Source organism: Reichenbachiella sp. (genome assembly GCF_033344935.1).
In the GTDB taxonomy this organism is placed as follows: domain Bacteria; phylum Bacteroidota; class Bacteroidia; order Cytophagales; family Cyclobacteriaceae; genus Reichenbachiella.
The window spans coordinates 2,610,708-2,626,555 of sequence record NZ_JAWPMM010000001.1 but is presented as its reverse complement, the minus strand read 5'-3'; the positions used below and the strand labels follow the sequence as shown (position 1 = coordinate 2,626,555).

Sequence of the window (15,848 nt, the reverse complement as noted above, 5' to 3'; positions counted from 1 at the left end):
TAATAGGCAAAAAACCTAAGTATTTTCACCTAGAATAATGAGAATTCTTAAAAACAGAATATTAACGCTATTTTAAAATCTGCTCGGTATGGATCTTAGTTTTCACTTTACTAATCACCTCCTCAATTACACCCTTTTCATCAATCACAAATGTGGTACGAACTGTACCCATGTATTCTCTTCCGTATAGTTTCTTGAGTGCCCATGTACCATACAGGTTGTGAACTGCGTGATCCGGATCTGAAATCAAGTCGAATGGGAGTTCGAACTTGTCTTTAAATTTTACATGCGATTTTTCACTATCCTGACTTACTCCAAGCACCACATAGCCTTGTTTCTGCAACAATTCATAGTTGTCCCGAAGGTTACATGATTGAGCGGTGCATCCTGGCGTGTTATCTTTCGGATAGAAATAGAGTACTACCTTCCTACCTAAATAATCTGATAACTTTATACTAGATCCATTTTGAATTTTGGCTTCAAACTCAGGGGCTTTATCTCCTACTTGTACACTCATAATAATTTATTTTTGCATGTGAAAATCAGGCACAATTTACACACTTATTTGATTGAGGTACTAGCATGAATCTACCTACAGGAATTGGCTGTTTACAACGTACACAAATACCAAAGTCATTATCATCTATTTTGGATAATGCTACCTTCAGTTTGTCTAGCTTTTCTTCAGCTTTTCGCAACGAAGCTTCATTAATACTCTTGTTATTTATTGCATCCATTCGACTCACACGGCCAATGGCATTTTCAGGAGCTATGGGCTTAGTCAAGTCTTTGAGTACTAAAATGTTATCTTGAACTTTCTTGATCTCGCCTTGTATCAAACTTTGGACTTCTTTTTTATCAAATTTCATGGTCCGGTTTTGATCAATACCCCCTGGATATTATTGTACTTAATTCATCAATATCTATCAGGGTAATTTGATTCGATTTAATCTCGATCAGTCCCTCCTTCTTGAAATCTGATAAGGTTCTAATCACAGATTCAGGTGAGGTGCCTACAATATTGGAAAGATCCTCTCTGGAAAACTGAAACTTTTTGTTTTCAGAACCATAATTTTTCTGAACTGTTAACAAAGCTTCTGCTACGCGCTGTCTCACAGAGTTGTAGGCTATATGGAGCATCTTTTCTTCCTGATCCTTTAGGTTTCCAGATAAAATCTTTATAAATCTGGATGCGACTGATCGATCTTTATAGATCAACTGCAAAAAATCTTCTTTAGGAATGTAGTAAGACTCACTATCTTCCATAGCCATGGCGGAATCACTGTGATCTGATTGAGTAATGAGGTCATTGAAACCTATAAAGTCCCCTGCACCATATAGACCCGTGATCAACTCTTTACCATCTTTGTTGGTCTTATAAGTCTTGATTTTTCCTTTGTTAATGAATATAAGGTAGTTGGGGTAATCACCTTCATAGTAAAGGTTCGTTTTTTTCTTGTGATGTCTGATGCGTTTTTCTTTCGAAAGTTGTTTTAGACTTTCAATTTCTTTAGCATCACTAAAGAAACTATCCAGACCCGAAATATTAGCATCATATTCATTCTGAATCTGTTTACTTCTTTTTAAACGAGCTTCCACAGCTCCCAACAATTCAATATCATCAAAGGGTTTTGTGAGATAATCATCAGCCCCAAGATTCATCCCCTTTCTAAGGTCTGACTTTTCAACCTTTGCAGTAAGAAATATAAAAGGAATATGAGCTGTTGACGGGTTTTTTGAAATAATGTGCAGTACACCATATCCGTCTAGCACGGGCATCATAATGTCACAAATGATTAAATCTGGTTTAAATTCCTTCAATCTCTCCAAACCATCTTTTCCATCACAGGCAGTAGTCACCTCATAGCCAGACAGTTCTAAAATTTCGGCTGTATTCTCTCTAACCTCGACATTGTCCTCAATCAACAATATTTTATTCATTTTTAATGGCATTTAATTTTAATACAAATGTAGACCCCTGCCCTTCTGTACTTTCAAAGGCTATCGTTCCATCTATCAATTCGAGGTACTTTTTTACAATATTCAATCCCAAGCCAGTACCTTGAATATGTGAAGCATTATTGGCTCGAAAGAACTTATCAAAGAGATGTTTTTGATCTTCCGTAGGAATACCTATTCCTTGATCAACTACTTTGATCGTAAGCTCTTTTTTGTCTATCTCAACATCCAAAGTAACTTGTTTTCCTTCTGGGGAGTACTTAATGGCATTGGATAATAAATTAACTAATACTTGTTTTAATATTTGAGAATCCGTGCGAAAAATACCATCTGGTGTCTTACACTTCAGATCCAAGATCTGATCCTTTTTCATCAGTTCACGCATTTCATCTGCTATCTCATGAATAAAATCACAAATCAATAGCTCCCTAGCTGAAACTGTCAACTTTCCAGCATCCAATCGATCCATAGAAAGAAAATCATTCAAAATTCCTGTCAGCTCACCCACACTAGATTTGACACGATTGATGTGTTTAAGCTTTTTATCCCTGTTCTCATCGGTTATGTATTTTCCTATCAGAGATACGGAAGAAAGAATAGCACTAAGAGGTGTTCTAAACTCATGAGAAGCCATAGATACAAATCTTGTCTTTAATTCATTGAGCTCTTTCTCCTTTTCTAATGCTATCCGAGCTTCGTTTTCCGCCTTAACTCTTTCTTTAATCTGCATTTCCAGATCCATGTTAGACTTTTGTAATTCTTCGATTGCTGCATTTAGTTTTTTAGTTCTATCCAGCACTCTTTGCTCCAGTTCTGCGGCATAGATCAACAGCTGCTCTTCACTTCTCTTGAGCTCTATTTCTGCTTCTCTTCTTTTTGTAATGTCGATGACATGTGCAATGGTGACTTCTTCATTATCAACCTCCGCCACATTCAAACTTATTTCAACAGGAAATGTACTCCCATCCTTTTTTAGTGCCACCAGATCTCTTCCAGTTCCCATTTGTCTAGGTTCTGGTTTTTCGGCGTAGGTGGTACGGTGTTTCACATGATTCTTACGAATTTCTTTGGGCATTAATTCTTCGATACTCATACCTACAAGCTCATTTTCATCGTATCCAAACAACTCATGACTCTGTGGATTGGCTAAGGTTATTTTACCCTTATTCACCAGTAAAATTCCCTCCACACAGGAGTAAAAAATATTTCTAAAAGTATTGGTATGCTTATCTATCATCAATCGTCTTCCTTTCGTCTTCAAAAGTAAACTTTCGTCCCTTCCAAAAAACTGATTTAAATCATAAAATGTCTTGATCGTTGCCGCTTCATAAGGCTGATGCACAGACTAATTTTGAATTTAAAATGAAACTAACTCTATGATTTCAGTCCGTAATGTACTTGTGCCAATTGATTTTTCAAAAGCCTCGTGGGGAGTTGTAAAATATGCATTAGAGGCTGAAGAATATAAAAATGACCATCTGGTACTTCTTCATGCTTACAGGCTCATTGCGGATGACTTTCCTGACCAAAGAGATTCTCCAGTCGAATGGAAAAAGTCAATTGAAAATAAACTGCTTAAAACTTATAGTACATTTAGTGCTGATCTAGACTTTTCTAAAAACAAGAATCAGGTAGAATTTAAAATGGAAGTTGGCTTTACAGTCAACTGTATCCGGAGTCTGTGCCGACAAAACAAAATTGACCTCGTTTTATACGCCATAAACGGAAGTAAAAAAAACGAACAACTGGCTGACCTTATCAAGTTGGACTGCTCACCAATCAAATTGGTGTCTGAAAAATTAGATACGAACCAAAAATCCCTACTGTTTAATGAAGATATTTCCAAAGAAGATTTTTTTGACCGTTGGAATGATTGTCTTCTAAGGATTCGAGAAAATCCAAAACTATCTTTTACTGTTGCACCAGACTAAGGATTTCACTACCTTAATCTCCATCTATCTTACTAGAAACGCTTGAGCCAGAACATTACACAAAATAAGACCATCTGCTATCATTGTGGTGAAGACTGTCAGTCAGAACCTCTTTGGCACAATGACCATGCCTTTTGCTGCTTCGGCTGTCAAACCGTATTCGAACTTTTATCAGAAAATGACCTTTGTGAATACTACAGTTTTGAAAAAAATCCTGGCAATCAATTAAGCCATTTCATCAAGGATAAATATCTATTTCTAGACAACGAAGAAGTAGTGGATCATTTACTTGACTTCAAATCCGATCAACTGGCCAAAATCACTTTTAGCATCCCTTCTATTCATTGCAGTAGCTGTATTTGGTTATTAGAAAACATCAGTAGGTTTGATCATGGAATTATCGTTTCTAAAATTAATTTCTCTAAAAAGAAACTGACTATAGATTACAATCCTTCTAAGACTAACTTAAGAAGCATTGCCGACCTGCTCTATCAATTGAGTTATGAGCCTGAAATTTCCTTGGATGCTAAAAATTCAACCTCAACTCAAAAGAACACCACCCGAGACTTAAAAATTGGAATTGCAGGCTTCTGTTTCGGAAACATCATGTTGCTGGCCTTTCCAGACTATCTGGGGATTGAAATAGACTCGGAGTTTATTCAATACTTCACTTACATAAGCTTGGGGTTGTCCATTCCAGTACTTTTTTATTGCTCTAGCGAGTTTTTCATTTCGGCATTAGGTGGCTTACGCAAACGGTTACTTAATATTGATTTACCCATAGCCATTGGAATTATGGCACTTTATGGACGGAGTCTCTATGAAATTATTAGCGCCACTGGGTCCGGATACTTAGACTCCATGTCTGCTTTGGTATTCTTTCTTTTAATCGGCCGATGGGTACAAGGCAAAACTTATGAAGGGCTCACTTTTGACCGGAGTTTTAAGTCTTACTTTCCTCTTGCTATTCAGAAGGTTGATGGAGAAAACAAAACAAGCACGTTGGTCTCTCTACTAGAAGTGAATGATTTAATAGAGGTTCGAAACGAAGAAATTGTTCCTTGTGATGCCATCTTGATGAGTAAGGAAGCATTGGTAGATTACAGCTTTGTGTCTGGTGAATCAATCCCTAATACGATGCACGAAGGATCTAAAATTTATGCTGGAGGAAAAATCAAAGGTTCGGCTGTACAGATGACTGTAATCAAACCGGTATCACAGAGCTACCTGACGCAATTATGGAACCACTCTTCATTTGAAAACACTGATCCTGCTACACCTTCATTGATTGATCAAATCAGTAGATACTTCACTCCGATCGTTCTATTGATTGCACTTGTTTCCGGTATTTATTGGTCTGTGGTCGACAGCTCAAAAATCTTATTTGTAGTCTCTTCTGTATTGATAGTGGCATGTCCGTGCGCCTTGGCCTTGGCTACTCCCTTTACACTCAACGCTACTATGAATACTTTAGGCTTACACAAGATGTATTTGAAAGGCACACATGTCATAGAAAAGCTATGGCAAGTGAGAAAAATCGTTTTTGACAAAACTGGAACTATCACCACTGGCTCAAATCAAAAAGTGGAATGGATAGGTAGAGAATTAAACGAGGAAGAGAAAAGTAGTATAAGATCTCTGGCCTCACAATCCGTACATCCTTTGAGTTTACAATTGGCAAAGCACCTGAAAAATTATAATCGCGCAAACGATGTAACAGATTATAAGGAAGAAAAAGGAAAAGGAATATCAGCTCTCGTAAATGGGAAAGGAATAAAAATGGGATCGCCTTCATTTGTTGGTTTATCCGTAGACACTTCCGGAGGTGCAGTAATAGCAGTCAGTTTAGATCAAGAGGTCATTGGTCACTTCTTGATTCGAACTTCGTATCGCACGGGCTTATCTTCCATGATCGAACAGCTAAGTCAAACATTCGTCATGGCTGTACTATCAGGTGACAATGAAGCCGAACGAGATCGTTTATCCTCTTTATTTCCTCAAGGAACACAAATTAGCTTCAACCAAAGTCCAGAAAATAAGCTTCGTGCTATAGAATCCTTTGAAAGCGAACAAAAAACAATGATGATAGGCGATGGACTTAATGATGCCGGAGCTTTGAAACGTAGTTTTGTTGGCTTGTCTGTAGCAGAAAACGTAGCCAGTTTTACACCCGCCAGCGACATCATTGTACTAGGAGACCAGCTTACACAGTTGCCAAAATTCTTGTCTCTCGTTAATCAATCTCGAAAAATAATTTGGGGCGGATTTGTCCTCTCCTTTTTATATAATATTGTTGGTCTATCATTAGCCGTAGCCGGTTACATTACCCCTGTTATTGCAGCTATTCTAATGCCTATCAGTAGTATATCTGTAGTTGCTTTATCTACCTTGGGGGTTAAATTTGTAAGTCACAGATTAAAATTGAAGGCATGAAAATTCTGGTTATTCTTATCGTTGTCAGTTTAGTGATTGCCTTGGTTTTTCTAATCTTGTTTATCTGGTCGGTCAAATCAGATCAGTATGAAGATACCGACTCTCCCGCCATGAGAATTCTATACGATGACAAACCAAAATCATCGACTGCCTCCAAAAACAAATGACACAGATCATGTTTTGACGTGATGGAGTCCTTTAGAAGTTCGCAAGGACTCTAGTTGATTTGCCATCAAACAAAAATCAAACATGGCAACTTCACTGATCCGCAAATACAATATACCAGGCCCCAGATATACGAGTTATCCTACTGTACCATTCTGGAAAGAAGAACTCGACTTAGACGGCTGGAAAGCACAAATCAAAAATGCCTTTAACCTTACTAATAATGATAAAGGCATAAGTCTCTATATCCACTTACCCTTTTGTGAAAGTCTTTGCACCTATTGTGGTTGTACCACTAGAATCACCATCAATCATGCTGTTGAAAAACCCTATATTGATACTGTATTGAAAGAGTGGAAGTTATATCTGGACCTATTCGAGGATGTACCAGAAATTACAGAAATTCACTTGGGTGGCGGTACGCCAACATTCTTCAGCCCAGAAAATTTAGCTGGGTTAATTGATGGAATTCGGCAGACTTCGGTAATTCGTAAAGATGCAGAATTTGGGTTCGAAGCACATCCAAACAATACTACCGAAGAACATTTGAAAGTGTTGTATGACCAAGGCTTTCGACGAGTAAGCTTTGGCATTCAGGATTTCGACCCAAAAGTTCAGCGAATCATCAATCGAGTTCAAACCTTTGAACAAGTGAAAAAGGTCGTGGATCAAGCAAGAGCCATTGGTTATAAATCCATCAACTTCGATCTCATCTACGGTCTCCCGTTACAAACTCAAAACAGCATTCAGGACACCTTTGAGAAGGTTCAAAAACTGACACCCGATCGGATTGCATTTTATAGTTATGCGCACGTTCCTTGGGTGAAACCTGGCCAGAGGATGTTCACAGAAAAAGACTTGCCGAACAATGACGAAAAAAGAAAATTATACGAGTTGGGCAAACAGTTACTCCTAGACATTGGATATAAAGAACTAGGTATGGATCATTTTGCTTTGCCTGATGACTCCTTGAATTTAGCCGCTAACAATGGCACGATGCATCGAAATTTCATGGGCTATACGACCAACCACAGCTTGTTATCTATAGGACTTGGAGTATCTGCTATAGGTGACTCCTGGCTGGGGTATGGTCAAAATGAGAAAAAAGTTGAAGTATATAAAAAAGCTATCGAGAATAAAGAATTTCCAATCATAAAAACTCATATCCTAACCCAACAAGAAGCCTTTGTAAGAAGACATATCACCAATTTGATGTGTCAGTTTGAAACACACTGGGATCTCGCAGATGTGAACGCCGAACTCTTTGATGAAGTGAAGCCTAGGCTTAAAGAAATGATAGCAGATGACCTAGTAACTTTTGAACCAGGGTGCATTGAGATAACAAAAAAAGGAATGCCTTTCGTTAGAAATGCCTGTATGGCCTTGGACATTTATTTATGGAATGAATCTGAAAAATCGAAGAAGTTTAGCCTCACTATCTAAGTATGATCTAAATCATTTTTTGGGTTGAGTTTACTCAGATGAACCTCCTAAACAGTATCCTAACTTAGTACTGTCTTTAAATAACCAAACATTAGAGTCATGCAAACAATAGCAGTTCCATACGATTTCAGTCCATATGCAGAAGCAGCCCTGGACTTTGCTGTACAGCTTAGCCAAAAGACTAAGGCTAAGATTAAACTCATTCATGTGATTGAATATCCACTGGCCTCAACATTCAACGTAACCGGTGAAGTAGAGGCCGATGAGCAAATGGATAAAATCTTCACTCTTGAGTTAATTAAAAAAGCTAATGAAAAAATCAAGTCCGTGCTTCAATCTTATGAAGGTAAAGCCGAAGTTCATGAGATCATTTTAATGGGAAATGCATACAACGGAATCACTGCTCAGATTGAAGAACTGAATGCCGACCTGATTATTATGGGCACAAAAGGTGCCACCGGTTTGAAAGAGCTACTGGTAGGATCAAATACAGAGAAAATTGTAAGAAATGCTCATTGTCCAGTTCTCGCCATTCATAAAAAAGGTGACATCACAACGATACAAGATGTTGTATTCGCCACCGACCTGGATGAAACACACCACAAGGTGCTCAAAGCCTTCAATGATTTTAGAAATCTCTTAAATGCAAAACTTCATTTGGTATGGGTGGACACTCCATATAATTCTGTGAATGAAGATCTCGGAAAGGAAAGATTAGAGGCAATTGCTCAAAAGAATCAACTAAAAAACTATAAAGTACATATTGCCAAAGCCTTTAAACCAGAAGAGGGCATTCTTTCTTTCAGTTGGCAAATAAAGGCCAATTTGATTGGTATGAGTACGCATAGCCATAAAGGTCTAGTACACTTATTTGTCGGCAGTGTGGCAGAAGATGTTGTCAACCATGCCACTATCCCAGTTTGGACATGTAGCATTAAATAGTAAGCAATGAAGATTAATAAAATATTGGTCCCAATGGACTACTCCCCTTGTGCAGAAAATGCCTTTCGAACGGCCCTAGTTTTAGCAAAAAAAGCCGGGGCTTCCATTCAGGTGGTATCTGTAACTCATATGCCTCATTTGCATGCCGAAGCAGTGGGTGCAGCATCCATTATTCAACCACTCCTTCAGGAGTATCATGAACAACTTGATGGACAATTTGAAAAATTGACTTCGTCCAATGACATTCAGGACATCGAAGTGGTCAATTCCAAATACAACGCCCCACTTCATAATGCTATATATAGTTGTACCGTACAAAACGAATGTGATTTGATTGTGACTGGAACCAAGTCTCAACATGGCTGGCTGACTAAACTCATTGGAAGTAATAGCATGGACATGATTGATAGAGCCAAAATTCCTGTATTAGTTATTCCTGAATCCTGTGAGTCAGTAAATTTTAAAAAACTTGGAGTAGCAATAGATTATTCAGATTTTGACGACCCAGAAATTCTAGCGCCCTTAAGGGATTTTGCTACAGTTAATTTTTCTCAGCTCTGTTTTTTGAATGTGACATCCAAGCAACATAAGCTTTTTGTTTATGATGACATTAAATTGAGTATTTCTAATTATTTTAATGGTTTAAAACAATCGTATCACACTTTTACTGATAACAGAAAACTAGAAGAAATACTAATGGAAGCCATCAATGACTTACACTTAGATATGCTTTTTATGTTACCAAAAAATCACTCTGTGTTAGACCGAATGATTAATAAAAGTCATACCAAAGCCATGGCTTCTAAAACGGATAAACCAATGATGACCATACACGAAAAATGACACAACGATGAACACAACATTAATTGCAGTGATAGCAGCCGCATTCGCCATTTGGGCGCTTGTATCTGTGGCCAAAAGCAATCTCAAAAATGATCAAAAAGTTATTTGGTTCGCCATTGTCATTCTACTGCCTATTCTGGGACCAATAGTCTATTGGTTTAAGCATAAAAAGTGAATGAAAAAACAAGAAATAGAGCTCATCAATACGTTTTTTTGACAAATGAATTTATGAAAAAAATTATACATGATTTTAATCATGTTTTTGAATGATTTAAAAAATTCTCAGACCTAAAATAGTAACCTAATTTAGTCCTCAAATTATAAAATCAATTGCCTCATATGGAACTCGAAAAATTCAGTTACGACAATAAAATTGTCAAGTACTTTACCATTGCCTCCATTGTTTTTGGAGTGGTGGCTATGTTAGCAGGACTTACTGCTGCCATTCAGTTGTTTTATCCAGCTTTCAATTTTGACTTGCAATACACCACTTTCGGTAGAGTCAGGCCGTTGCATACCAATGCAGTGATCTTTGCCTTTGTTGGTAATGCCATGTTTGCAGGAGTCTACTATTCGATGCAGCGATTGCTGAAAACCCGAATGTTTAACGACATGCTCTCCTGGATTCATTTCTGGGGTTGGCAATTGATCATACTTGCCGCAGCTATTACTCTTCCTTTGGGATATACAACGAGTAAGGAGTATGCTGAACTTGAATGGCCTATTGATATTGCCATTACCCTGATCTGGGTGGTGTTCGGCATCAATATGATCGGTACTATTATCAAAAGACGTGAGCGCCATATGTATGTGGCTATTTGGTTTTATATCGCCACGTTTGTAACTGTTGCTGTGTTGCATATTGTCAATTCAATGGAAATCCCAGTGACTTTATTTAAGAGTTACTCTTGGTATGCTGGTGTACAGGATGCATTAGTACAGTGGTGGTATGGTCACAATGCCGTAGCATTTTTCCTTACTACGCCGTTTTTGGGGATCATGTATTACTACCTTCCTAAGGCAGCCAATAGACCGGTATACTCCTATCGACTTTCGATCATTCACTTTTGGTCTTTGATTTTTATTTATATCTGGGCAGGACCTCACCATTTACTATATACTTCATTACCTGATTGGGCGCAATCACTCGGCGTGGTTTTCTCTATCATGCTTATCGCACCATCCTGGGGCGGAATGTTAAATGGTCTTTTAACGCTTAGAGGTGCTTGGGATCGCGTTCGCGAAGATCCTGTTCTGAAATTTATGGTAGTGGCTGTAACTGCTTACGGAATGGCTACATTCGAAGGCCCAATGCTTTCTCTTAAAAATGTAAGTGCCATTGCTCACTACACCGATTGGATCGTGGCACACGTACATGTAGGTGGACTTGGGTGGAATGGTTTCATCATCTTCGGCATGTTCTATTGGTTGGTCCCAAAGATGTGGAAGACAGAACTTTACTCAAGAAATTTGGCTAACACCCATTTCTGGCTAGGCACATTGGGTATCATTTTTTATGCTCTACCGCTATACGTGGCTGGTATTACCCAAGCATCTATGTGGAAGCAGTTTGATGCTGAAGGATTTTTGGTCTACAAAAACTTCCTTGAAACTGTAGTTCAAATCTTACCCATGTATATGCTTCGTGCCGTTGGTGGCAGTTTGTACCTTATTGGTGTGCTTATCATGATTTACAACTTGATTAAAACCGCAGGTATCGGGTCATTTGTAAGTGATGAAGAAGCTGAGGCACCTGCTTTAGAAAAGAAAGAAATCACTGGGGGCCACTGGCACAGTGTATTGGAAAGAAAGCCAGTTATTTTCACCACACTTTCTTTAGTCGCCATCCTCATTGGTGGAATCATCGAACTGGTACCGACATTTTTGATTAAATCTAACGTCCCTACTATCGCTTCTGTAAAACCATACACACCACTTGAATTACACGGTCGTGACATTTATATCAGAGAAGGGTGCAACAACTGTCACTCTCAGATGATCCGACCTTTTAGATCCGAGACTGAACGTTATGGTGAATATTCAAAAGCTGGCGAATTTGTATATGATCACCCATTCTTATGGGGTTCAAAACGTACCGGTCCAGATTTGGCAAGAGAAGGAGTTGGAAAACTGAAGAAATCTGATTCATGGCATTTTTATCATATGCTGGATCCGGCACAAGTATCAGAAGGATCTATCATGCCTCCATATCCGTGGTTGTTCGAGCAAATGATCGACAAGGATTTGACAGCAGGGAAAATCACTGCACTGAGAACCGTAGGCGTTCCGTATCCAGAAGGCTATGAAGAAACTGCGAATAGCGATTTGGAAGCACAAGCTAAAACCATAACAGGTAATTTGGCGGCGGAAGATGTAGAGATTTCTGGTGATGCTGAAATCATTGCACTCATCGCTTATCTACAGCGATTGGGTAAGGATATAACTGTTAAAGAATAAAAGGAGGTCATTATGTTTAAATACTATTTCGAACAGGTAAATGGTGTGGCGATATGGCCAATTATTTCCTTATCTATCTTTTTCATCTTTTTTGTTGGATTGCTCTGGTGGGTATTCAAAGGAGTGAATAATTCATACATTGATGAAATGAAAAATCTTCCAATCAATAAAACCCCTAAATCTTAATCACATGAATCAATTTAAAACATACATAAAGGGAATGGGAGCTTTTTTGATGTTGCTCTTGACAGGCCCTGCTTCTTTTGCCCAAAGCGAAGTTGCATCTACTTTTGAGTCAATCGACGCTTCAAAAATCATGATTGTATTGGTTTTGGTAGTCATGCTTTTGGTATTACTAGTAGCTTTTTACTTGCTAGTCATTTTACAGGTAATGGTACGAGAAGATGCCATACGTAGAGCCAAAGAAAAAGGAGTAGAATACGTGGAAGAGCCTAGCGCATGGTCTAAGTTTTATGCCGGTTTAACTGATGCCGTTCCGATTGAAAAGGAAGCCACTATTGTGTTGGACCACGACTACGATGGCATTAAAGAATTGGATAATCATTTACCCCCTTGGTGGAAATACATGTTTTATGCTTCCATCGTATTTGCAGTCATTTATATGTTCATGTACCATATCAGTGGATCTTTGCCATTACAAACTCAAGAATATGAAATCGCGATGGCGGAAGCACAAGCTAATATGAGCGAAGCAGAAGCCGGAAGCACAATCGATGAATCAAACATTGCATTTTCTGATGACCCTGCGGTTTTGGCTAGTGGAAAAACAGTGTACGAGCGAAATTGTGTAGCTTGTCATAAAGCAGCTGGAGAAGGTGGCATTGGCCCGAACTTGACTGATGACTACTGGTTGCATGGTGGAAGTATACAAGACATTTACAATACCATAAAAAATGGGGTACCGGACAAAGGAATGATTGCATGGGGTGATGTGCTCTCTCCTAGCAAAATGAATGATGTTGCTTCTTATATTGAAACGTTAAAAGGTACAAACCCTCCTAATGCCAAGGCGCCTCAAGGTGAACTTTATAAAGCTGAAGTAATAGAAGAAAGCCCAGCAGAATAACAGAATGGAAAACCACTATGAGTTTGAAGAAGAATATCGGAACACGATATCCACGGTTGATGAATCGGGTAAGAGAGTATGGATCTATCCTAAAAAACCAAAGGGTAAATTCCATAACTACAGAATTCTAGTTACAGTAATTCTTTTGGGATTGTTGTTCGCCGGTCCTTTTATAGAAATCGGAGGACATCCCTTACTTCTTCTAAACATATTTGAACGAAAATTTGTAATCCTGGGGCAGGCATTCTGGCCCCAGGATTTCTTTTTACTGGCTTTACTTGCAGTCACATTTTTCGTTTTCATCATTTTATTTACTGTGGCATTCGGTCGCGTATGGTGTGGATGGGCTTGTCCGCAAACGCTCTTCATGGAAATGGTTTTCCGCAAGATTGAATACTGGATTGAGGGAGACGCCAATCAGCAAAGAAAGTTGAATGCTGCACCATGGAACGCTTCAAAAATTTGGAAGAAGTCCCTAAAACACTTTATCTACCTAGCGTTTTCCATTCTCATATCACACACGGTGATGGCTTATCTAATTGGGGTCGAACAAGTCAAAGAAATTGTATCTCAGCCTCCTACGGCTAACATGAGTGGTTTTATTGGACTGGCTGTATTCACTGGAATTTTCTACTGGGTATTTGCTTATTTCAGAGAACAAGCCTGTACGGTCGTTTGTCCCTACGGCAGGTTACAAAGTGTTTTGATCGTGAAAGAGACCATGGCAGTCATGTATGATTGGCTCAGAGGCGAACCCAGATCCAAGTTGAAAAAGGCTGAGTCAAAAACGGATGCTGGTGACTGCATTGACTGTAAGCTCTGTGTACACGTCTGCCCTACTGGTATAGACATTCGTAACGGCACTCAACTCGAATGTGTGAATTGTACCGCCTGCATGGATGTGTGTGATGAGGTCATGACTAAAATCAATAAACCTAAAGGGTTGATCAGATTGTCGTCTCATACTGCTATCGAAACTGGCCAGAAAAAACTATTCACGCCAAGAGTGGCAGGTTATTCTATTGTTTTGTTGGCCATGATGGTGTTTTTATCTTTCATGCTGGTTTCACGCTCTGATGTAGAAATCACAGTACTGAAAGTGCCAGGTACGCTCTATCAAAAAACAGATGATGGACAAATATCAAATCTCTACAATATTCAATTTGTAAATAAGACATTTGAAGAGATGGAATTGGAACTAAAAGTGTTGAATTTGAAAGGAGCACATATCGACCGAGTGGGTACGCAAAAAATTATAATTCCAGCCAATGACAAGTATGAAGGTGTATTTTTCATAAAAATGCCTACTACCAACATCACAAAGACAAAATCCAGTGTAGATATTGGCGTGTATAAAAATGGTGAAATGATTGACCAGATCGACACTAAGTTCTTAGGACCTGTAAAAATGAAACCATGAATTGGGGAAAGAGTATTGTATTGGCGTTTGTGCTATTTGCAGGAGTAATTATTACCATGGTCTACATCTCCATGCAACATGATGTGAATTTGGTGGCTGTTAATTATTACGAAGAGGAATTGGCCTATGAAGACCAAATGAATAGGATTAGAAATTTTGAAAGTCTCCCCTACAAACCAACGGTTACAAGGGATGGCAGTCAAATTGTATTAAGCTTTCCAAGCGAAGTAGCTGAACAAATGAAAAATGGTGAAATTCATTTTTTCAGACCCTCAGACCACAAGTTCGATAAGAAAATAGAAATCAAATTAGATACTGAATATCGCCAAACTTTTCCAGTTTCTCTATTTGGCACCGGCTTATGGAAAACCAAACTGAACTGGAAAACTAGCGACAAAGAATACTTCTTCGAACAAAAAATAGTCTTATAATGCATTGGACTGCCTTGTTTCTTGGATTTGTAGGTAGTCTCCATTGCGTGGTCATGTGTGGGCCGATTGCTTTGGCTCTCTCTGGTCAATCCTCATTATCCAAGTTCCTGATCAGTCGGATTTTGCACAACATCGGTCGAGTATTTACTTACGCATTTATTGGATTGCTATTTGGCCTTTTGGGTGAGCTGGTGTCTTTTGGAGGATATCAGCAAGCGTTCTCCATAGGTATGGGCTTATTTATGATCATGGTGGCCTTGGCCGTTTCTAGTTCGGTCAGAGGAAAAGTGTATCAACCCATGCAGGCTTTAGCTCAGGGTCTCAAAAAAAGACTGTCCAAGTGGCTTCGTACCACCAAACTATCTGGCACTTTTCTACTGGGTATATTGAATGGGTTTCTTCCTTGTGGCTTAGTCTATGCTGCAGTTGCTGGAGCATTAGCCACTGCTAGTTTTATGGAAGGCGCCAAATACATGATCATCTTCGGGTTAGGCACCTTCCCCGCCATGCTGTTGGTGGCTATATCAGGCAGAGCCCTTCAAAAGCTTTCTTTCATTAGCCTAAACAAACTATCCACGGTTTTCATTTTCACTTTGGGCTGTCTATTGATCATTAGGGGGCTAAACCTGGATATCCCCTACTTGAGCCCAGCCATTTCTTTTCTATACCCAACTGCAGACATTACGGTCTGCGAGTGATTTAATAACAAGAATATTTCATTCAGGTTCGCCTCGTTT

General features: G+C 38.9%; 17 protein-coding genes. 13 read left to right on the top strand and 4 right to left on the bottom strand.

Translation table 11 applies throughout. The features are described from left to right. Positions 1 to 67 precede the first annotated feature (67 nt). From bcp to R8N23_RS11475, 4 genes are read right to left on the bottom strand one after another with little or no spacing between them, the layout of a single operon-like run. Positions 68 to 517 carry a thioredoxin-dependent thiol peroxidase gene (bcp, locus tag R8N23_RS11490; RefSeq protein WP_318171742.1) on the bottom strand — a complete coding sequence of 150 codons (450 nt, stop codon included), beginning with the start codon at positions 515 to 517 and terminating at the stop codon, positions 68 to 70. Positions 518 to 542: 25 nt separating this feature from the next. Further along, positions 543 to 869, bottom strand: a complete 327-nt coding sequence (locus tag R8N23_RS11485; protein ID WP_318171741.1) for a TraR/DksA family transcriptional regulator — start codon at positions 867 to 869, stop codon at positions 543 to 545. A gap of 13 nt (positions 870 to 882) precedes the next feature. Next, complete coding sequence (locus tag R8N23_RS11480; protein WP_318171740.1) at positions 883 to 1,941, bottom strand: response regulator; 1,059 nt, start codon at positions 1,939 to 1,941, stop codon at positions 883 to 885. Then, a complete protein-coding gene (locus R8N23_RS11475; RefSeq protein WP_318171739.1) occupies positions 1,934 to 3,301 on the bottom strand; it encodes a PAS domain-containing sensor histidine kinase in 1,368 nt (455 codons plus the stop codon). The genes R8N23_RS11480 and R8N23_RS11475 overlap by 8 nt, the downstream gene beginning before the upstream one ends. A 34-nt stretch (positions 3,302 to 3,335) precedes the next feature. Here R8N23_RS11475 and R8N23_RS11470 point away from each other — a divergent pair, with 34 nt between their 5' ends. The 13 genes from R8N23_RS11470 to R8N23_RS11410 all read left to right on the top strand — a co-directional run bounded on the left by R8N23_RS11470 (position 3,336) and on the right by R8N23_RS11410 (position 15,809). Continuing rightward, entirely contained in the window at positions 3,336 to 3,890 is a 555-nt protein-coding gene (locus tag R8N23_RS11470; RefSeq protein WP_318171738.1) for a universal stress protein, read from the top strand. A gap of 42 nt (positions 3,891 to 3,932) precedes the next feature. After that, a complete protein-coding gene (locus R8N23_RS11465; RefSeq protein WP_318171737.1) occupies positions 3,933 to 6,323 on the top strand; it encodes a heavy metal translocating P-type ATPase in 2,391 nt (796 codons plus the stop codon). Then, on the top strand, positions 6,320 to 6,490 hold the full coding sequence (gene ccoS / locus R8N23_RS11460; RefSeq protein ID WP_318171736.1) for a cbb3-type cytochrome oxidase assembly protein CcoS: 171 nt from the start codon (positions 6,320 to 6,322) through the stop codon (positions 6,488 to 6,490). Before R8N23_RS11465 ends, ccoS begins: the two co-directional genes overlap by 4 nt. Before the next feature lie 82 nt (positions 6,491 to 6,572). Further along, a complete protein-coding gene (hemN, locus tag R8N23_RS11455; protein WP_318171735.1) occupies positions 6,573 to 7,931 on the top strand; it encodes an oxygen-independent coproporphyrinogen III oxidase in 1,359 nt (452 codons plus the stop codon). A gap of 99 nt (positions 7,932 to 8,030) precedes the next feature. After that, positions 8,031 to 8,873 carry a universal stress protein gene (locus tag R8N23_RS11450; RefSeq protein ID WP_318171734.1) on the top strand — a complete coding sequence of 281 codons (843 nt, stop codon included), beginning with the start codon at positions 8,031 to 8,033 and terminating at the stop codon, positions 8,871 to 8,873. Positions 8,874 to 8,879: 6 nt separating this feature from the next. Then, positions 8,880 to 9,716 carry a universal stress protein gene (locus R8N23_RS11445; RefSeq protein ID WP_318171733.1) on the top strand — a complete coding sequence of 279 codons (837 nt, stop codon included), beginning with the start codon at positions 8,880 to 8,882 and terminating at the stop codon, positions 9,714 to 9,716. A 7-nt stretch (positions 9,717 to 9,723) separates the two neighbouring features. Then, complete coding sequence (locus R8N23_RS11440; RefSeq protein WP_318171732.1) at positions 9,724 to 9,891, top strand: PLD nuclease N-terminal domain-containing protein; 168 nt, start codon at positions 9,724 to 9,726, stop codon at positions 9,889 to 9,891. Positions 9,892 to 10,055: 164 nt separating this feature from the next. Beyond that, positions 10,056 to 12,173 carry a cytochrome-c oxidase, cbb3-type subunit I gene (ccoN, locus tag R8N23_RS11435; RefSeq protein ID WP_318171731.1) on the top strand — a complete coding sequence of 706 codons (2,118 nt, stop codon included), beginning with the start codon at positions 10,056 to 10,058 and terminating at the stop codon, positions 12,171 to 12,173. 12 nt (positions 12,174 to 12,185) lie between these two features. Further along, positions 12,186 to 12,359: a cytochrome C oxidase Cbb3 gene (locus tag R8N23_RS11430; protein ID WP_318171730.1), complete on the top strand. Its 174-nt coding sequence runs from the start codon at positions 12,186 to 12,188 to the stop codon at positions 12,357 to 12,359. Between the two features lie 4 nt (positions 12,360 to 12,363). After that, complete coding sequence (locus tag R8N23_RS11425; protein WP_318171729.1) at positions 12,364 to 13,260, top strand: cbb3-type cytochrome c oxidase N-terminal domain-containing protein; 897 nt, start codon at positions 12,364 to 12,366, stop codon at positions 13,258 to 13,260. Positions 13,261 to 13,264: 4 nt separating this feature from the next. Further along, positions 13,265 to 14,680 carry a cytochrome c oxidase accessory protein CcoG gene (ccoG, locus tag R8N23_RS11420; protein ID WP_318171728.1) on the top strand — a complete coding sequence of 472 codons (1,416 nt, stop codon included), beginning with the start codon at positions 13,265 to 13,267 and terminating at the stop codon, positions 14,678 to 14,680. After that, positions 14,677 to 15,111, top strand: a complete 435-nt coding sequence (locus R8N23_RS11415; protein WP_318171727.1) for a FixH family protein — start codon at positions 14,677 to 14,679, stop codon at positions 15,109 to 15,111. The genes ccoG and R8N23_RS11415 overlap by 4 nt, the downstream gene beginning before the upstream one ends. Further along, positions 15,111 to 15,809 carry a sulfite exporter TauE/SafE family protein gene (locus R8N23_RS11410; RefSeq protein WP_318171726.1) on the top strand — a complete coding sequence of 233 codons (699 nt, stop codon included), beginning with the start codon at positions 15,111 to 15,113 and terminating at the stop codon, positions 15,807 to 15,809. Before R8N23_RS11415 ends, R8N23_RS11410 begins: the two co-directional genes overlap by 1 nt. Positions 15,810 to 15,848 lie beyond the last annotated feature (39 nt).